Source organism: Pseudomonas sp. HD6515 (assembly GCF_024971855.1).
Taxonomy (GTDB): domain Bacteria; phylum Pseudomonadota; class Gammaproteobacteria; order Pseudomonadales; family Pseudomonadaceae; genus Aquipseudomonas; species Aquipseudomonas alloputida.
Genome location: NZ_CP079827.1, coordinates 2,456,030 through 2,475,484 on the forward strand (window position 1 = coordinate 2,456,030; position 19,455 = coordinate 2,475,484).

Sequence of the window (19,455 nt, forward strand, 5' to 3'; positions counted from 1 at the left end):
CCTGCACAGCGGCTACGCCAAATCATGTGTGTGGCACACCCCGAGTGGGTGCGCCGCCCGCATACTCCGGCTTCAGGTGCCCTTGCTCATCCAGCAGATAAGCATCCATCACTTCCCGCACCACCGGCCCTGCGACCCGGCCTCCAGCCTCACCGTTCTCGATCATGACCGCCACCACCACACTGGGGTGCTCAGCCGGAGCAAAGCCGACAAACAGGGCGTTGTCGCGGTGGCGCTCCAGGGTCTTGTTGCGGTTGTAACGCTCACCCTGTTTGATCGCCACCACCTGCGCGGTACCACTCTTGCCGGCGATCCGATACTGCGCGCCTGCTGCTGCTGCGCGGGCAATGCCGCGCGGGTCGTGCATGACCATCTGCATGCCCTGGCTGACCTGGTCCCAGGCATGCTTGTCGTGCAGCACGATGTCGGGCATGGGGTTTGGGTCGATCGGCGTATCGCCACCCACGGTCATGGCCAGGTGCGGGCGGTGCCACACGCCCTTGCTTGCCAGCAGGCTGGTGGCCTGGGCCAGCTGCAGGGGGGTGACCTGCATGTAACCCTGGCCAATGCCAAGGATCAGCGTCTCGCCCGGGAACCAGGCCTGGCGTCGTGTGGCGCGCTTCCACTCGGCCGAGGGCATCAGCCCGGAGGCTTCCTCGAACATGTCCAGCGACACCTTCTGGCCCAGGCCGAACTCGGCCATGTAGTCGTGCAGGCGGTCGATGCCCAGCTTGTGCGCCAGGTCGTAGAAGTAGGTGTCGTTGGAGCGCATGATGGCGGTGTACATGTCCACCCAGCCGTCGCCGCTGCGGTTCCAGTTGCGGTACTTGTGGTCATAGTTGGGCAGTTCGTAGTAGCCCGGGTCGAACACCCGGCTGCCAGGGGTGATCACCCCGCTGTCGAGGCCAGCGATGGCCACTTCAGGCTTCACGGTCGAGCCAGGCGCATACAGGCCGCGCAGGACGCGGTTGAACAGTGGGCGGTCGATGGAGTCGCGCAGCGCGGCATACTGCTTGAAGCTGATGCCCTTGACGAACAGGTTGGGGTCGAAGCTGGGGTTGCTGACCATCGCCAGTACGTCACCATTGGCCGGGTCCAATACCACCACCGAGCCACGGCGGTCACCCAGCGCTTTTTCTGCGGCTATCTGCAAATGGGCGTCCAGGGTGAGGACTATATCCTGCCCTGGGGTCGGGTCCTTGTGGTTGAGCACGCGCATCACCCGCCCCTGAGCGTTGGTCTCGACCTCTTCGTAGCCCACGTGGCCATGCAGCTGGCTTTCGTAAAAGCGCTCGATGCCGGTTTTGCCAATCGATTGGGTGCCGCGGTACTCCGTGCTGTCGAGCGTCTTGGCTTCTTTCTCGTTGATGCGTCCCACATAGCCCACTGAATGCGCGAAATGCCCGGCCAGTGGGTACTCGCGGATGAACTGCGGCTCCACCTCCAGGCCCGGCAGGCGGAACTGGTTCACCGCTACCAGGGCGATCTGCTCCTCGCTCAAGCCCACCATAAGGGTCACGGGCTCGAACGGTTTGCGGCCACGGCGCAGGTCCTTGTCGAACTGCTTACGGTCGTCTTCGGTCAGGCCCAGCACCTGCGTCAGGGTGTCGAGCACCTTGGCCGAGTCGCCGCCTGATCGCTCGCGGGTCATGGTCAGGTCGAAGCTGGGCTTGTTGTCGGCCAGTACCACGCCGTTGCGGTCATAGATCAGCCCGCGTTCGGGGGCGATGGGCAGCACGTGCACGCGGTTGTTTTCCGACACGGCCGTTTGTTGGTCATGCTGCAGCACTTGCAGCACATAGAGCCGGCCCGCCAGGACAGCACACAGGCTGAACACCATGGCAGCGCAGGCCAGAAGCCGACGGTTGACCAGGTGTTTTTCCTTTTCGTGGTCCTTTAACGGGATGGGTTGCGGCATCTGTGAATCGATCCTGAGGAGTGGCAATACGCGCGCGATCGGGCCGCGGATGCTACGCAACCCGCACCGCACCCTCAAGGCGAGTCCCGGCTGCCGGCTGGCTGGCATCGGCTGTGCGCCCCATGATCAGGGCGCTGAGGGGGAACATGAAGATTTGTTCATTGCGTAGTCATGGTGGTGAGTCAAGGGGTGGTTTTTGATGGTTTGTGGATCCATAATTTGATTGTGTTCGTTAATCGAACATCAAGTTTCTTTGGTTGTAAATTTATAACCTACTGAATTTAATTATAAAAAATATGATTTTTCCTAAGGATGCTCCGATCAACTTGTCGTGCAGCCGCGGCAAGTTGCAATTTTCCAGGCACCTACAGCGTCATTGGACGAAAAGTGACCGAAAAATCATGTACGGAGAGCTTTTTCGACCGGTTCTCCGTGTTAAACGCGAACCTCACCCATACCCATGAGCTGTTTTCGAACCCTCCACAGGTTTGCCAGGGCGAACAGCGTGGTCAACTGAGCCGTGTTTTTCATCAGCCCACGAAAACGTACTTTCACGTAACCAAACTGCCGCTTGATCACGCGAAACGGATGCTCGACCTTGGCCCGTGTCTGAGCCTTGCAGAACTCGATCTTGCGCTTGGCTTTGTACAGTACGCTGCGCTGGTTCAGCTTGGAATAGGTGCTGCGACGCGCTGCAATCTGCCAGATCACCCCCCGATTTTCATGCTCTTCGCGCCTTTCGACACCGGTGTAACCGGCATCTGCATACACGGCGTTTTCTTCGCCATGCAGCAGTTCAGCCACCTGCGTGACATCGGCCACATTGGCAGCGGTGCCATGGACGTGATGCACCAGGCCGGACTCGACATCGGCACCGATGTGCGCCTTCATCCCGAAGAAATACTGACCGCCTTTCTTGGTCTGGTGCATCTCGGGATCACGCTTGCCTTCTTTATTTTTGGTCGAGCTGGGGGCATGAATAATGGTGGCATCGACGATGGTGCCTTGGCGCAGCGACAGGCCTTTTTCCTGCAGATAACCATTGATGACCGCAAGGATTGCCGGTGCGAGCTGATGCTTCTCCAGCAAGTGCCGGAAGTTCATGATCGTGGTGTCTTCGGGGATTGGCGCGCTCAGCGTCAGGCGTGCGAACTGGCGCATGGGCGTGATTTCGTAGAGCGCTTCTTCCATGGCCGGGTCGCTCAGGGAGAACCAGTTCTGCAACAGATGGATGCGCAGCATGGTTTCCAGAGGATAGGGTTTTCTACCGCCGCCGGCCTTGGGGTAGAACGGTTCGATCAGCTCCAGCAGGCCTGCCCAGGGCACCACCTGATCCATTTCGGCGAGGAAGCGCTCTCGGCGGGTCTGCTTGCGCTTGCCGGCGTACTCAAAGTCGGAAAAGCTCATCTGGCTCATGGGCGGCTCGGATCAGGTGTTGCGGGGATTCTCGCATAACTGAAGGCTTGTTCGGAGATTCCCTAACGATGAGCTGAATTTGGTCGAGCCTGATTGATAGGCAGTGCTTTCGTAACGTTGTTTGTGGATCCATTATCTGGTTGATTAGCGCCTGACAACGGCCGGAGCCCTCCTGCCGTATGCGATAACAATTACAAAAAGGGTCCAGTCATGAATGGCTATCCAGCGGCACTGAACCGTCAGGGTTCCTCCCGTTGCGCCTGCGCGTGCGCATCGTTCCTCTCGCCTGTGGCCAAGCCTGGCTGGCAGGTGACCCCATGAATACCGATCTCAAGCAACGTCTGGACAACGACCCGATGGGGCGCTTTCAGTACCTGGCCATTGGTATTTGCATCATCCTCAACATGATCGATGGCTTCGACGTGCTGGTCATGGCCTTCACCGCCGCCTCGGTGTCTGCCGAGTGGGGCCTGAATGGGGCGCAGGTCGGGCTTCTGCTCAGTGCCGGCTTGTTCGGTATGGCGGCCGGGTCATTGTTCATCGCGCCGTGGGCTGACCGCTTTGGCCGACGCCTGCTGATCCTGCTGTGCCTGGCGCTGTCCGGTATCGGCATGCTGCTCTCGGCACTGAGCCAGAGCCCGCTGCAACTGGCGCTGCTGCGTGGCCTGACCGGGCTGGGCATCGGTGGCATCCTGGCCAGCAGCAATGTGATTGCCAGTGAATATGCCAGCAAACGCTGGCGCGGCTTGGCGGTGAGCCTGCAGTCCACTGGCTATGCGCTGGGTGCGACCCTGGGCGGTTTGCTGGCGGTATGGCTGCTGGGGCATTGGGGCTGGCGCTCGGTATTTCTGTTTGGCGGCATCGTCACCGTACTGGTGATCCCGCTGGTACTGCTGTGGTTGCCAGAGTCGCTGGACTTTCTGCTGGCACGCCGGCCGGCCAATGCGCTGGCCCGGGTCAACCGCCTGGCCGTGCGCCTCGGCCAGCCGGCATTGGCACAACTGCCGGCTGTTGCCGCACGGGCAGAAGGTGCCAGCAGGGGTTTCAAGCAGCTGCTGGCGCCGGCCATGCGCCGCACCACGCTGGTGATCTGGTTGCTGTTCTTCCTGGTCATGTTCGGCTTCTACTTCGTCATGAGCTGGACGCCGAAACTGTTGGTGGCCGCCGGCTTGTCGGCCCAGCAAGGCATCACCGGCGGGGTGCTGTTGAGCGTGGGCGGCATCCTTGGCGCGGCGCTGATCGGCGGCCTGGCTTCGCGCTGGCCACTGACGCGCGTGCTGGCGTTGTTCATGCTCATTACCGCCGCGCTGCTGGTGCTGTTCGTGGCCAATGGCGCCTCGGTCACTGCGGCGCTGGCGTTGGGCCTGCTGATCGGGCTGTTTTCCAACGGCTGCGTGGCTGGGCTGTATGCCTTGTCGCCGGTGGTCTATGACGCGTCGGTACGCGCCACCGGCGTGGGTTGGGGGATCGGCATCGGCCGCATGGGCGCAATCCTGTCGCCGACCGTGGCTGGCGTGCTGCTCGATGGTGGCTGGCAACCCCTGCATCTGTACGGCGTGTTTGCCAGCGTGTTCGTGCTTGCCGCGGGTTGCCTGCTGCTGTTGCGCCCAACGACAAAGCCTGCGTCCGCCTTGCCTGCTGATGCACTGAGTCACTGAGTGCAACCCGGCCTTGCCGGGTATCTGAATGCAACTTACTGCTCCGGGTCATGCTGGCCTGGGGCGGTCTGCTGCGCCTATTGAACGCGGAGAACAATAATAATGATGGACACAACTTGCACGCTGGCCCGTTCGGCCCTGGCAGTTTCGCTGGCGTTTGGCCTTGGTTTGCCGGCCTGGGCGCAAGAGGGGGGCTTCTTTGAAGATGCCAAGGGTGGGCTGACACTGCGCAACTACTACTTCAACCGCGATTTCCGCGACCCGGGGGCCGCCAAGGGCAAGGTTGAAGAATGGGCCCAGGGTTTCATCTTCAAGTTCAGCTCGGGCTACACCCCGGGGCTGATCGGTTTTGGCCTGGACGGTATCGCCCTGTTCGGCGTGAAGCTGGACAGCGGCGGCGGTACCAGCGGCTCAGAACTGTTGCCGGTGCACGATGACGGGCGGGCGGCCGACGACTACGGGCGGGCCGGGCTGGCGGCGAAGCTGCGTAGGTCCGCGACCGAGCTGAAGGTCGGGGAGTTGTTGCCGGATATTCCACTGCTGCGTTACGACGATGGCCGCCTGCTGCCGCAGACCTTCCGTGGTGCCATGCTCGACTCGCGGGAAATCGAAGGCCTGAGCCTGCAGGCCGGCCAGTACCGCGAGGTGAGCCTGCGCCACTCTTCGGACATGCAGGACCTGTCTGCCTGGGCCGCGCCCGGGGTCACCTCGGACGGCTTCAACTACGCCGGCGCCGAGTACCGCTTCAACCAGCAGCGAACACTGATCGGCGCCTGGCACTCGCAGTTGGAGGACATCTACCAGCAAAGCTACTTCAACCTGCTGCACAGTCAGCGGGTAGGGGAGTGGACGTTGGGGGCCAACCTTGGCTACTTCATCGACCGGGATGACGGACAGGCGCGCATCGGCGACATCCAGAGCCGCACCGGCTACGCCTTGCTGTCAGCTTCGTACAGTGGCCACACGCTGTACCTGGGGTTGCAGAAGGTCAGTGGTGACAGCCAGTGGATGTCGGTGTATGGCAGCAGTGGGCGAACCTTGGGCAACGACATGTTCAACGGCAACTTCAGCAATGCTGACGAGCGTTCGTGGCAAGTGCGTTACGACTACAACTTTGCCGCGCTCGGTGTGCCAGGGCTGCTGGCCATGGTGCGGTACGGGCATGGCGAGAACGCCACCACGGCGGCGGGCAGCAATGGCAAGGAGTGGGAGCGCGATACCGAGGTGAACTACACCTTCCAGAGTGGGTTATTGAAGAACCTCAACATCCGGCTGAACAACGCGACCAACCGGCGCAGCTTCAACAGCGATTTCGACCAGACGCGACTGATCGTCAGCTACCCGCTGACCTTGTAGGAACGGGTTCAGCCGCGAACACCGGCGCAGCCGGTGCCATGTTCCGTGTTGCCTGCTTCGCGGGTAAACCCGCTCCTACATCTACGGCGCCTGTTTCGAGACAGGTTGGTTTCTTGGCGCGCGCTCTGCCCGTAGGAGCGGGTTCACCCGCGAACACCGGCAACGCCGGTGCCATGCACCGCGTCGCCTGCTTTGCGGGTAAACCCGCTCCTACATTTACGGCGCATATCTTGAGACAGGTTGGTTTCTTGGCGCGCGCTCTGCCCGTAGGAGCGGGTTCACCCGCGAACACCGGCAACGCCGGTGCCATGTTCCGTGTTGCCTGCTTCGCGGGTAAACCCGCTCCTACAACAGGTCAGCAGCAACCCCACGGCTTGCGCTAAGATGCCCGCTCATGTCTTTGGAAGTCGCCTGGATGAGCAAACCCGGTCAAATGGTGCTGGTTGCGTTGCGCAAGATGATCGCTTCGGGCGAGCTGGCGGCCGGCGAGCGCTTGATGGAAGTCCCAACCGCCGAACTGTTCGGCGTTTCACGCATGCCGGTGCGCATGGCATTTCGTACCCTCGAACAGGAAGGCCTGCTGGTGCGCTTTGGTGGCCGGGGGTTTCAGGTGCGTTCGGTCAGCGCCGATGACATCGCGGGTGCGGTCGAGGTGCGCGGTGTGCTGGAGGGGTTGGCGGCGCGTCAGGCTGCAGAACGTGGCTTGTCGGTGCAAGCACGCGCTGCGTTGCAACAATGCCTGGTCGACGGCGATCAGCTGTTCGACAAGGGCTTTGTGAGCGAAGACGACTTGCAGGTCTATCACGACCTGAACATGCGCTTTCATCAGGTGATCATCGACGCCAGCCACAACCCGGCCATTGCCGTTGCCCTGGCGCGCAACGATCACCTGCCATTCGCCTCGGTCACCGCACTGGCGGTGGACCGCCATGATCTGGCTCGCGAGTACCGGCGCTTCAACTTCGCCCATATGCAGCACCACGCCGTGTTCGACGCCCTGGTCAACCGCCAGGGTGCCCGCGCCGAAGCGATCATGCGCGAGCACGCCAATGCCACCTTGCGCTATGCCGAAACCTTTGGCGGGGCAGCGGCGGACGCGGGCATGAAAGTCATCCTGCCCTCGTCGTAAGCCGGGTCAGATGTCCAGCACCAGCAGCGGCGTCTTCGAGCGCGAGCAGCAGGGCGTGAACTGATCGTTCAGGGCCTGTTCCTCTTCAGTGAGAAACAGATCGCGATGGTCCGGTGTGCCCTGCAGCACGCGTGTCAGGCAGGTGCCGCAAATACCCTGCTCGCACGACATGGCGATCTCGATACCGTTCTCTTCCAGCACCTGCACCACGGTCCGGTCGGCTGGCACCTCGAACACCTGGCCCGTGCTGCCCACCTGCACCGAGAAACTGCCGTCGTTGCTGGCATCCACCGGTGCTGCGGCGAAGTACTCGCGGTGCAGGTTGGCCTCCTGCCAGCCCAAGCCCTTCGCGCTGTCCAGCACATGCTGCATGAACCCGCCTGGCCCGCATACATACAGGTGCACATCAGCTTGCGGGTTGCCCAGCACCTGGGCGATGTCCAGCGCCGTTTCCGGCTGCTCGTCAAAATGCACGAACAGCCGATCAGCGAACGGCGCGCTGCGAATCCGCTCGACAAACGCCGCCCGCTCGCTGGAGCGGGCACAGTAGTGCAGCTCGAAGGCCTGGCCGCAGTGGGACAGCTGCTCGGCCATGCACAGGATTGGGGTAATGCCGATGCCGCCGGCAAACAGCACACTGCGCTGCGCCCCCTCGGCCAGCGGGAACAGGTTGCGCGGCGCACTGATACGCAGCCGGGCACCGGCCTGCACCTGCTCGTGCAGGCTACGTGAGCCGCCCCGCGAAGCAGGGTCGTTGAGCACGCCTATCAGATAGCGATGGCGTTCTTCGGGGTGGTTGCACAGCGAATACTGGCGCACCAGCCCGTCGGGCAGGTGCACGTCGATATGGGCGCCGGCGCTGAACGCCGGCAGCAGGCTGCCATCTGCCGCGGCCAGCTCGAAGCTGCAGATACCCTGCGCTTCATCGTTACGGGATACCACTACGGCATCGATCATGTCGGCTGTTCCTCAGGCAGGGGTGGCGCTGGTGGCGATCAGTTGCGGCTGCGGCGCCCGCTCTTTGGCGATGATCCGCTCCAGCACTTTGCGTGACTGCACGCCGCCGGCATCGATGTTCAGCTTCAGCAAGTTGCGCTCGGGGTAGGCCAGCAGGTTTTGCTGCTGACGTTCGAGCATTTCCAGGTCTTCGCTGAAAATCTTGCCCTGGCCCTCACGAATGTTGTCGGTCAGGGTCTGGTCGTGCGCAGCGAAATTGCGTGCCATGCCCCAGAAGTACCAGATCGAGGTATCGCTTTCCGGGGTGATGAAGTCGACGACGATGCTCGATGCCTTGTGCTGTGCCTCGGCGTGGTAGCCGCCCTTGCCGGCATGCGCTACACCCACTTCGATCAGCACATGACTAGGTGGGGTGAAGCGGCAGATCTGCCAGCGGTCCACCGGTACATCGTCGGCCAGGCCGTTGCCACGCAAGGCCATGCGCCAGAACGGCGGCGCCATGAGGTTTTCCATGTGCCGGGCGGTGACCACTTCGTCGCCGGTGACGGTGGTCACCGGCGGTGCCTCGTCGATCTCCTTCTGGCCGATGCTGGAGGCGTGCACATAGGTTTCATGGGTGAGGTCCATGAGGTTGTCGATCATCAGGCGGTAGTCGCAACCGATGTGGAACAGCCCGCCGCCGTAGGCCCAGTCATCATTCACCGCCCATTCCAGATGCGGAATCAGCGCCGGGTCGGCCTGCGCCTGGTCACCGGGCCAGACCCAGATGAAGCCATAGCGCTCGACGGCCGCAAAGGTCTTGTTGCAGGGGAAGCCACGCACCCGTTGGCCCGGCATCGACACGGTCTTGCCGTCGCAACCCATCACCAGGCCGTGGTAGCCGCACACCAGGTTGCCGTCCTCGACATAGCCCAACGACAACGGTGCGCCGCGGTGCGGGCAGAAGTCCTCGACGGCGGCGACTTGGTTCTCTCGGGCGCGGTAGAACACGATTTTTTCCCCGCAGATCTGCCGGCCCAGGGGTTTGGTGGCGATTTCGTCGGGGGTGCAGGCGACGTACCAGGTGTTTTTAGGGTACATGGGAGGCTCTCCGGGGTTTTGTTTTTATTTAATGGATCCATTAAGGCTGCGACTGGCGGGCCTGGTCAATGCATTTTGCTTTGTTAATGCGGATTCTGTGCGATTATCGGTTTTTAGTGGATCCATTGAGAGGCGCCCCTGCGATTCTAGGGGGCGGCCGCAGCAGCACGTCGTCTGAACAGGAAGGCACCGGCGAGATCGATCAAAGCGGCCGGTGCAGGAGCAGGCTTGGCCGAACCTGCTATGCCTAAAGGGACACCCCACCCATCAAGGCCACTCGATGCTAGCCATCGAACAACTCTACAAATCATTCCCCACCCCCCAAGGCCCGCTTCCCATATTGCAGGGGGTGGACATGCGCCTGGCGCGGGGCAGCAGCCTGGCGCTGATGGGCGAGTCGGGCAGCGGCAAGAGCACTTTGCTGCACCTGGTGGCTGGCCTGGACCGAGCGGACAGCGGCCGTATTCTGATCGACGATGTTCCGCTCGATGGCCGTTCGGAAGCGTCGCTGGCGCAGTGGCGGCGGGAGGGGATCGGCCTGGTGTTTCAGCAGTACAACCTGATCAGCAGCCTGGACGTGGGCCTGAACCTTACCTTCCAGGCCCGTCTCGCCGGGCGGCATGACCCGCAGTGGGCGGCTTACCTGGCGCAGCGCCTGGGCCTGGCGGACCTGCTTGAGCGTTACCCGGAACAACTGTCTGGCGGCCAGCAGCAGCGGGTCGCCATCGGCCGTGCGCTTGCCGGGCGCCCGGCCTGGCTGTTGGCTGACGAACCGACCGGCAGCCTTGATGAGGCCAGCAGTGACGAGGTGCTGAGTTTGTTGTTGCAGTTGGTCGCCGAAGCCGGCAGCGGGGTACTGATGGTGACCCACAGCCCGCGGCTGGCGGTGCGTTTGCAGCACCGTTGCTACCTGCAGGCCGGCCGTGTGCGGCCCGAGCAGGGCTGATGAAGCTTTTGTCGCTGGCCCTGTTGGCGCTGCTCAGCCACTGGCGGCGCCATCGTGTGCAGTGCTTCAGCATCTTCACTGGCCTGTGGCTGGCCACGGCGCTGTGGACCGGTGTGCAGGCATTGAACAGCCAGGCACGCCGCGACTATGCCCGGGCCAGCGCGGTATTGACCGGGCCGTTGCAGGCGCAACTGATCGCGCGCAATGGCGAGCGCTTCGATCAGGCGTTGTACGTGCAACTGCGCAGGCAGGGCTGGGCTGTTTCGCCGGTGCTGGAAGGGCGCTTGCGCTTGCCGGGCGAGCCCGCACGCAGTGTGCGACTGATCGGCATCGAGCCGTTGAGCCTGCCGCCTGCCGGCAGCATTGCCGGGGTGCAGGTGCAGGCATTCGACCTGCAAGCGTTCATCGGCACGCCCGGGCAAGCCTGGGTTGGGCCAGACACCTTGCGTCAACTGAACACAAGCCCCGGGCAGCCGACCCGCGACAGTGAAGGGCAGTTGCTGCCGCCTATGGTTTTGCAGCCTGCGTTGGCACCCGGGGTCATCGTGGTGGACATCGGCCACGCGCAGGCGTTGCTGAACGCACCGGGGCAGTTGTCTCGTCTGCTGCTGGCTGATACGCCCGGGCCGTTGCCTGCGGATATTGCCCGCCACCTTGAACTGCAGCCGCGGCAGGACGATGGCGGCTTGCAGCGCCTCACCGACAGTTTCCACCTCAACCTGACCGCCCTCGGCCTGCTGGCGTTCGTTGTCGGCTTGTTCATCGCCCACGCCGCGATCGGTCTGGCGCTGGAGCAGCGCCGTGGGCTGATCCGCAACCTGCGCGCGTGCGGCATCAGCCTGAAGACCCTGCTGGGTGCCCTGGTGCTGGAGCTGGGCCTGTTCGCGGCAGTGGGTGGGCTGGCCGGGGTGGTCAGTGGTTACGCATTGGCCGCGTGGCTGTTGCCCGACGTGGCCGCCAGCCTGCGTGGTCTGTATGGCGCCCAGGTCGCCGGTACGTTGAGCCTGCCGGCGGGGTGGTGGCTGCTGGGTGTGCTGGTAAGTGTACTCGGGGCATTGCTGGCAGGGCTGGAGAGTGTAATGCGTGCTGCCCGGTTGCCTTTGCTGGCGCTGGCGCAACCCCAGGCCTGGCGACTGGCGCAGGGGCCATGGTTGCAACGGCAGGCTTTGCTAGCGGGCCTGCTGCTGTTGCTGGCCTTGGGCTGTGGTGTCTTCGGGGCTGGCCTGCTTAGCGCGTTCGGCATGCTGGCAGGGTTGCTGCTGGCGGCGGCGCTGCTGTTGCCGGCCTTGCTCGATCGGGTACTGGCCTGGCTGGCGCGTCGTTGCCACCGGCCCTTGGCGCAATGGTTCGTGGCTGACAGCCGCCAGCAACTGCCAGCCTTGAGCCTGGCGTTGGTCGCCCTTTTGCTGGCGCTGGCTGCCAGTGTTGGCGTGGGCAGCATGACCGAGGGTTTTCGCAAGACGTTTGTCGGTTGGCTTGACCTGCGCCTCTCCGCCGACCTGTATGTCACCCCACGTGATACGGCCCAAGGCTTGCAGATAGTCGAGTGGCTCAAGCAGCAACCTGTGGCCAGCGTGGTCCTGCCTGGCTGGCGCGCAGACATGCAGCTGCAAGGTTGGCCGGTGCAAGTGCAGGGCATTGTCGATCACCCCGCCTATGGAACGCGCTGGCCATTGCTGGAACAGCATTCGCGCGCCTGGCAGCGACTGGCCAGTGGACAAGCCGTGATGCTCAGTGAGCAGTTGGCCAGGCGACTGAACCTGCAACTGGGCGACAGCCTGCAGCTGCCCGCAGACACGCCAGCCTTGCCCGTGGTCGGGATCTACGCCGATTACGGCAACCCCAAGGGGCATGTACTGGTCAATGCCGGCTGGTTGCGCGCCCACTGGCCACAGGCAACCCTGGCCGGCTTGAGTGTCGACCTGAGCGCTGAACGGGTGCCGGTGCTCAAGGCCGCGCTGCAACAGCACTTTGCCCTGGATGACAGCCGGGTGGTCGAGCAGGCGCGCCTGAAACGCTGGTCAACCGACGTCTTCAACCGCACCTTTGCCGCCACCGCAGCCCTCAACAGCCTTACCCTTGGCGTGGCTGGTGTGGCGTTGTTCATCAACCTGCTGACCCTGGGCCAGGCCCGGCTGGGCCAGTTGGCACCGCTGTGGGCGCTGGGGGTGCGGCGCATGCAACTGGTCTGGCTGAGCCTGGGGCAGACACTCATGCTAAGCAGCTTCACCGTGCTGCTGGCAATCCCGCTTGGGTTGCTGCTGGCCTGGTGCCTGGTCGCGGTGGTGAACGTGCAGGCATTCGGCTGGCGTTTACCGCTGTATGTGTTCCCCATGCAACTGCTGCAGTTGACCGTGCTGGGCATGTTCACCAGCCTGCTGGCCTGCGCCTGGCCGCTGTGGCAACTGGCGCGCCGCCAGCCGCGCGAACTGTTGAGGCCGTTGGCCGATGAAGCTTAATGCGTTGCTGTTGCTGAGCGGGTTGTTGTGCGGCTGTGATCAGCCAGCACCGCAGAGCTATGCCGGGCTCGGGCAGCAGGCTGGCGAATTCAGCCAGGTGACCCGCGATCATCGTCTGGTCTTCCCGCATGACCACGGTCCCCACGACGGCTTTCGTATCGAGTGGTGGTATGTCACCGCCAACCTCAAGGACGCCCAGGGCCGAGATTGGGGCGCCCAGTGGACACTGTTCCGCTCGGCCCTGCGCCCCGGCCCGGAGACCACCGGCTGGAACAGCCCGAACCTGTGGATGGGGCATGCAGCACTGACCGGGCCGGGTGGCCATCAGGCTGCTGAAACCCTGGCGCGGGGGGGTATCGGCCAGGCCGGCGTGCAGGCCCAGCCGTTTCGTGCATGGATCAATGACTGGGTGTTACAGGGCCAGGGCGGTATTGAACAGCTACAGATGGTCGCAAGTGGCGACGGTTTTCGCTATGACTTGCAGTTGCACAGCGATCTTCCCTTGGTGCTGCATGGGGAGCAGGGCTACAGCGAAAAATCAGGCAAGGGCCAGGCTTCGTACTATTACAGCCAGCCGTTCTACCAGGTCCAGGGGCACGTCCAGCATGGCAGCCTGTGCATCGCGGTTACCGGGCAGGCCTGGCTGGACCGGGAATGGAGCAGTCAGCCGCTGGCGCCCGGGCAGACCGGCTGGGACTGGTTTTCCCTGCACCTGGACAGTGGCGCCAAGCTGATGCTGTTCCAGGTGCGGGAGGCCCACGGGGAGCCGTATCGCGCCGGAACCTGGGTAGGGCCACAAGGTGACGTGGTGGCACTGGACGCCGCACAGATCAAGCTGCAGGCGCTGGCCTGGTCCGCGCAGAAAAACGGCAAGCAGGTGCCGACGCGCTGGCGGGTGCAAGTGCCGGAGCATGGGGTGGATGTGCAGGTCGATGCCGTTGAGCCGCAGGCGTGGATGCAGACACGGTTCCCGTATTGGGAAGGGCCGGTACGCTTGAACGGGAGTGCGGGCGGGCGCGGGTATCTGGAGATGACGGGTTACTAGGCTCTGTGTGTAAAGTCTTGAGACGAAGAGCTGGTTCCGGCGAGTTAGCATGCAAGCCTCAGCCAGCCATACCCATATCACACGATGCGCTGAGCCCACTTTCCGGCATAGGCACTGTCGACAAACAGGGTATTCACTGACGGGTACCTGCTCATCAATGAAGCTCAGGAAGAATTGGCTGTTTTAATTGGGGGGTATCATTTTCTGGACTTGCCTTTGGTGGGTTTAGATTAATTGATATTTGTACGGCGGTGGTCCGCGCGGTCTGTTGGTTAAATTCGTTGATATGGATCAATGCATTGCTGGTGCATTGAGTGCATCTGTTTGGCGCTACTCGATTGGGGGGCAAGCAGAATCCTGGTCGAAGGTTTTCCTGTCGCTTGTAGGAAGTTTCCTAGTTTTGTGCGGGGGGTGGCGAAATGTGAAGAATTGGTGCATGTTTGATCTGGAAACATTTCAAGTGTTGCCTTGGGGGAGCGGTAGTTGCTGGCAATGAATTGAATTCCATTGCAGTTGCCAATGGGCCTGAAATGGATCGTTGTCAGTGATGTCACTTTCGTCGAGGCCGTTTCCAGTGGCTTCAGGAGGAGTTATGGCTTCAGGCAGTTTTCAAAGTGAGGTGCCGAGGGCGCGCGTCAATATTAAACTTGATCTTCATACGGGTGGGGCCCAGCGTAAGGTTGAGCTGCCGCTTAAGCTCATGCTGATGGGGGATTACAGTAACGGAAAAGAGCAGCGTCCGCTGTCCGAACGGAGCAAGGTTAATGTCAATAAAAATAATTTTGACAGTGTGCTCTTGGAGTTTTCACCGAGCCTCAAACTGGTCGTTGAAGATACGCTGGCCAGCGAAGGTGGAGAAACGCCTGTTGAACTGAGTTTTCAGCGGATGAAGGACTTCGAGCCCGAACAGGTCGCTCGACAGATACCCCAATTACGTGCGCTGCTGGCGATGCGCAACCTGCTGCGTGAGTTGAAAGCCAATCTCTTGGATAACGCCACGTTCCGTGCCGAGTTGGAACGCATACTGAAAGATGAAGCGCTGAGTAATGAACTGCGTAAGGAACTGGCTGCCCTTGCCCCTCAAGGCGGATGCTAGAAAACCATCATCTCTACAGACGGGAAGCTAACAAATGTCCGAAGAGCAATCCTCTGCGCAATCGCGTGGCGCCACTGTGCGGGTGGAAGACAGCCAGAATGTCTATCACACATTGTTTGAAAAAATAAATCTCGAACCCCTTGAGCAGATGGGCGGTATCGACGCCTACCAGAGTGTGGATGTTCTGTCTGAGGCAACACCCAATCAGCGTGTTACTGCGTCTGTAAGTGTTTTTCTTGAGCGGCTCAAGCAAGTCTCCCCGAAAGTGGAGCGTCTGGACAGGGCCCTGCTGGACGAACACATTGCCTCGATTGATGCCCAGATCAGCAGTCAGCTGGACGAAGTGATGCATCATCCTGACTTTCAGCGTGTAGAGTCGATCTGGCGTGGGGCGAAGTCGTTGATTGATCAGACGGACTTCCGCCAGAACGTCCGCATCGAGTTGTTGGATATCAGTAAAGAGCATCTGGCCCAGGACTTCGAAGATGCGCCCGAAATCGCTCAAAGCGGCATGTACCTGCATACGTATACTCAGGAATACGATACGCCGGGTGGTGAGCCTATTGCGGCGGCGGTCTCAAACTACGAGTTTGGCCGTGGGGCGCAAGACATTGCACTGTTGCGGAATATCTCGAAAGTTGCGGCCTCCGCTCATATGCCATTCTTGTGCTCGATGGGCCCTGCGTTCTTTGGCAAGCAAACAATGGAGGAGGTCGCCGCGATCAAGGATATCGGCAACTACATGGACCGTGCTGAGTACATCAAATGGCACGCATTCGCTGAAAGCGATGATGCCCGCTATGTCGGCGCCACATTGCCCTGTACGTTGGGGCGACTGCCTTACGGGCCTGATACGAGTCCGGTTCGGCTGTTTAACTATGAAGAGCGAGTCAAGGGGCCGGATCACAGCAAGTACCTCTGGGTAAGCTCGACGTTCGCGTTTGCAGCCAATATGGTCAAAAGCTTTATAGCCAATGGTTGGTGCGTACAAATTCGAGGGCCGCAATCAGGGGGGGCTGTAACGAATCTGCCGATCCATCTCTATGACATGGGTACGGGCAGTCAGGTCAAGATTCCTTCGGAAGTGATGATTCCGGAAACCCGCGAGTTTGAGTTTGCCAATCTTGGGTTGATTCCGTTGTCGTACTACAAGAATCGCGATTATGCGTGCTTTTTCTCCGCGAACTCAGCGCATAAGCCGGCGATCTATGACACACCTGAGGCCACGGCCAACAGTCGTATCAACGCTCGGCTGCCTTATGTCTTCCTGCTTTCGCGCATCGCTCACTATCTGAAACTCATCCAGCGGGAGAACATCGGCACAACCAAGGATCGCCGCCTGTTGGAACTGGAATTGAATAGGTGGATCAGCGGCTTGGTTACCGAAATGACGGACCCCGGCGATGACTTGCAGGCGTCTCATCCGCTGAGGGAGGCAAAGGTGGTTGTCGAAGATATTGATGACAACCCAGGCTTCTTCAGAGTCAAGCTGTTTGCGGTGCCGCATTTCCAGGTTGAGGGTATGGACATCAACCTGTCGTTGGTTTCGCAGATGCCCAAAGCTAAATCCTGACGGCGAACCCGGGAGTTACTAATCGTGAAGATCGATCGGCCTATGTGGGCGTCCGGTGTGGTGTTGTCTGCGCAGCAGTTTCAGCAGCAGGCCCGCTTTGAATCGTGGACCAACCAGGCAGTTGCTTCCTTGGCATGGGTTCATCCGTGGGGTATTCGCGCAGTCGCATTTGATGCGGACGCACTGCAGCTAGGCAAACTCCTGGCCACTCGGCTGCAGGTGTGCATGCCCGATGGAACGCTGATTGACACGGATCGATTGGATCGGCTTCCCAGTGCCCTGGAGCTATCCCGGGCGCTGCCTGACGACAGTCAAGCGGTAACGGTGGTGCTCGCTTTGCCGCTGGAACAGGCCAATGGCAACAACTGTCTGTTCGAGGGGGGCCGAGTTGAGCGCCCGGTCAGATACCGCCAAGTGTGGCGGGATGTACAGGATCACTATACCGATGAGGTGCAGTCGATCAGCGTACTCGAACATGCACTGAGCTTGCGCCTGAATGAAGATGACAACGCAGACTTCCTCACCTGCCCAGTGGCACGCCTTGTCCGGGATGGGCGGGGGCGTTGGGAAATTGATCAGGATTACATCCCCCCGTTGCTGAGGTTTGATGCGCACGCTGGATTGTTACTTCAGCTGGATAACTTGCTGACCCAGCTGTCCTCCAAACGTGAGCGGCTGATGGGGATGCGTCGCGAGAGCAACCAGCGCATGGCAGATTTTGCTGTCGCTGATGTGACATTGTTCTGGTTGCTCAACGCGTTGAATACCTATCAGCCGGTGCTGGCAGACCTTAAAGCACACCCTGCTCGGCATCCGGAGTTGGTGTACCAGCAGTTGGTGAAATGCGCGGGGGCGCTGTTGACGTTTTCGTTGGACCAGAGTGTCGAGGACATTCCTGCCTATCAGCATACGCACCTTGAGTCTGTTTTCCCGCCGTTGATGCGTACGCTCTCCACATTGCTGGAAGCGAGCCTGCCGTCACGTGTGCTGGCTTTGGTACTCGAAGCGCGCAGTGCCAACCGATGGCAGGTGGCCCTGAACGATCCTCGTTTGCTTGAGCCAGACGGGGCTGACTTTTACCTGTCGGTGCGCTGCCGGCTGCCAGCCGTGCAAGTGCAAAGCCAGTTCCCACGGCTGTGCAAGATCGGCTCGCCTGATGATGTGGACTATCTCGTCAATGCAGCACTCGATGGCGTGCCCTTGAAACCCCTCAGCCATGTGCCTGCGGCGATACCGCTGCGTTTGGAAAACCAGTACTTCGCACTGGATCTCGGGCATGAGAAAGGGCGTGCCATGTTGGAGGACGGCGTATGCGCGCTCTATGTGCCGAGCGTGTTCCAGGACGCCACACTTGAGCTGTTCGCGGTGCTGCGCTCATGAGTCTCGCTCAGCAGAAACCCGGCACAGCCAAGGTGGATATCGACGCCTTGTTACAGGATACCTACTTGCTGGTGGTCGAGTTGCGACATGGCACAGGTGTGCACAGTAGCCCGGAACTTTGGCCGCGTTGCGTGGCGGATGTCGAGCATGTTCGGGCCTCTCTTCAGGAGGAGGGCCTGGATCGCCATAGCATCGAGCTTATCAGCCATGCGCAATGTGCCTTGCCCGACGCGCAGAAGCTGCCCACGACGATTGCCAGCCTGTTGCTGCAAAGGCCCGAATGGAATGAACAGCTGAGTGTCATGTGGGTCGTGGATCCCTCCGTCCATACAGATGTTGCAGTGTTGGCGAATGAACTGCGCAATGTGCACCGTCAGATTGTGAGGTTGCGCGAACGTGGTACATATGGTCTGCGGGTGCTGTACTACCTGGTACAACAGCACAATGCCGATGGTTGGGACGCTGCTCGCGCAATTGATCTTGATTGCAAGCGAAGTCAGGGGCGGCGCCATCAGCAGGTATTAGCGATCAGTGTATATACGGCCTTGCGTACGGAACAAATGGATCCACTGTTACAAGTGGATGCCATTCTTGAAGGGACTAACGCGCTCAAGGCGCAACCGTCTAGATCAGCTGGGGAAACGGTGCGCCATTCCCGTTTGCCGGGCGATGTGAATGAGAACCCCGAACGGGCGCTTCTGAGGATCCTGAAGAAGCTACTCAATGACCTCGCGGTTCAGCTCGCAGAACTAGCAGATGATTTGGAGCTTGCGTTGTCGCTAGAGATCGATAGCTCGCTGCGCGAAGGCAGGCAGGGCAAGGCCTGGCAGAAAGCTTTAGCCGAGTCGGGTATTCGGCAAACCGTTACGCCTATTACCTGGAGGGGGCTGGAGGCGGTGGATCAGTGGCTCGACCAACGCAGCGATGATCAGGCTCTGCTCTTGCTCGTCTCAGTGGTGATAGCGCCAGACGCGCCTCAAGGCACGGCTGAAACAGCGGTAGGGCTGTTGTTAGGTAACCCCGGGACTCAACTTGCATTACTGCCAGTGGCCAACCTGCATAGGCCGGAACAGGCTCGTGGCGAGTCTGCCGGCGCATTGACCCGTGCCACGCAACAGGCGCTGTGCTGGGCGTCCTTGCAAACAAACAGTATCGAGCATATTTGGCGATCAGGTATCGGACAGAAGTACCACGCAGCAGTAACGACCGTAATGAGTGGGGTCGAGTTGCCGCTGCGCGCTGATCGGAACGTTCATAACTTGGACGCGTTACTTGGCCATCCGGGTGCGGCAGCCCCGTGGGTGGCAATAGCCCTGGCTGCGCAGACGGTTCAACGTGGTTGCGGACCACAACTAATTTTGAGTGGCGTGTGCTGCGCTGATGCGCCGCTGTGGGGAACGGTACTGACACCCGTTCCGCCACTCATGACGTAGGGTTTTCAT

At 61.1% G+C, this 19,455-nt stretch carries 14 protein-coding genes; 10 read left to right on the forward strand and 4 right to left on the reverse strand.

All coding sequences use genetic code 11. The features are described from left to right. Positions 1–22: 22 nt before the first annotated feature. Positions 23–1,918, reverse strand: coding sequence for a penicillin-binding protein 2 (gene mrdA, locus KW568_RS11340; protein WP_004576018.1), 1,896 nt, complete (start codon positions 1,916–1,918; stop codon positions 23–25). Positions 1,919–2,353: 435 nt separating this feature from the next. Further along, positions 2,354–3,334 (reverse strand): IS5-like element ISPa41 family transposase, encoded by a 981-nt coding sequence (locus KW568_RS11345; RefSeq protein ID WP_014003920.1) that lies wholly within the window; start codon positions 3,332–3,334, stop codon positions 2,354–2,356. Positions 3,335–3,651: 317 nt separating this feature from the next. Here KW568_RS11345 and KW568_RS11350 point away from each other — a divergent pair, with 317 nt between their 5' ends. The 3 genes from KW568_RS11350 (at position 3,652) to KW568_RS11360 (ending at position 7,477) form a co-directional block, all read left to right on the forward strand. Further along, positions 3,652–4,992 carry an MFS transporter gene (locus KW568_RS11350; protein ID WP_033726709.1) on the forward strand — a complete coding sequence of 447 codons (1,341 nt, stop codon included), beginning with the start codon at positions 3,652–3,654 and terminating at the stop codon, positions 4,990–4,992. Between the two features lie 102 nt (positions 4,993–5,094). Further along, entirely contained in the window at positions 5,095–6,348 is a 1,254-nt protein-coding gene (locus KW568_RS11355; RefSeq protein ID WP_004576416.1) for an OprD family porin, read from the forward strand. Positions 6,349–6,763: 415 nt separating this feature from the next. Next, positions 6,764–7,477 carry a GntR family transcriptional regulator gene (locus tag KW568_RS11360; protein WP_003256147.1) on the forward strand — a complete coding sequence of 238 codons (714 nt, stop codon included), beginning with the start codon at positions 6,764–6,766 and terminating at the stop codon, positions 7,475–7,477. Positions 7,478–7,483: 6 nt separating this feature from the next. On the opposite strand, the gene KW568_RS11365 is transcribed toward KW568_RS11360, so the two are convergent. Then, a complete protein-coding gene (locus tag KW568_RS11365; protein ID WP_004576417.1) occupies positions 7,484–8,434 on the reverse strand; it encodes a PDR/VanB family oxidoreductase in 951 nt (316 codons plus the stop codon). A 12-nt stretch (positions 8,435–8,446) separates the two neighbouring features. Then, entirely contained in the window at positions 8,447–9,514 is a 1,068-nt protein-coding gene (locus tag KW568_RS11370; RefSeq protein ID WP_004576418.1) for an aromatic ring-hydroxylating dioxygenase subunit alpha, read from the reverse strand. A 280-nt stretch (positions 9,515–9,794) separates the two neighbouring features. Between KW568_RS11370 and KW568_RS11375 the strand changes: the two genes are divergently transcribed. From KW568_RS11375 to KW568_RS11405, 7 genes are all read left to right on the forward strand, one after another. Beyond that, positions 9,795–10,460, forward strand: coding sequence for an ABC transporter ATP-binding protein (locus tag KW568_RS11375; RefSeq protein ID WP_004576419.1), 666 nt, complete (start codon positions 9,795–9,797; stop codon positions 10,458–10,460). After that, positions 10,460–12,919, forward strand: coding sequence for an ABC transporter permease (locus tag KW568_RS11380; RefSeq protein WP_004576420.1), 2,460 nt, complete (start codon positions 10,460–10,462; stop codon positions 12,917–12,919). The genes KW568_RS11375 and KW568_RS11380 overlap by 1 nt, the downstream gene beginning before the upstream one ends. Beyond that, positions 12,909–13,964, forward strand: a complete 1,056-nt coding sequence (locus KW568_RS11385) for a lipocalin-like domain-containing protein (protein WP_004576421.1) — start codon at positions 12,909–12,911, stop codon at positions 13,962–13,964. The genes KW568_RS11380 and KW568_RS11385 overlap by 11 nt, the downstream gene beginning before the upstream one ends. 592 nt (positions 13,965–14,556) lie before the next feature. Then, a complete protein-coding gene (tssB, locus tag KW568_RS11390; RefSeq protein ID WP_004576422.1) occupies positions 14,557–15,060 on the forward strand; it encodes a type VI secretion system contractile sheath small subunit in 504 nt (167 codons plus the stop codon). Between the two features lie 34 nt (positions 15,061–15,094). Next, positions 15,095–16,633, forward strand: coding sequence for a type VI secretion system contractile sheath large subunit (gene tssC / locus KW568_RS11395; RefSeq protein ID WP_004576423.1), 1,539 nt, complete (start codon positions 15,095–15,097; stop codon positions 16,631–16,633). Between the two features lie 24 nt (positions 16,634–16,657). Next, positions 16,658–18,013: a type VI secretion system baseplate subunit TssK gene (tssK, locus tag KW568_RS11400; protein WP_033726711.1), complete on the forward strand. Its 1,356-nt coding sequence runs from the start codon at positions 16,658–16,660 to the stop codon at positions 18,011–18,013. Next, positions 18,010–19,446 (forward strand): DotU family type IV/VI secretion system protein, encoded by a 1,437-nt coding sequence (locus KW568_RS11405; protein WP_004576425.1) that lies wholly within the window; start codon positions 18,010–18,012, stop codon positions 19,444–19,446. The genes tssK and KW568_RS11405 overlap by 4 nt, the downstream gene beginning before the upstream one ends. Positions 19,447–19,455: the final 9 nt, after the last annotated feature.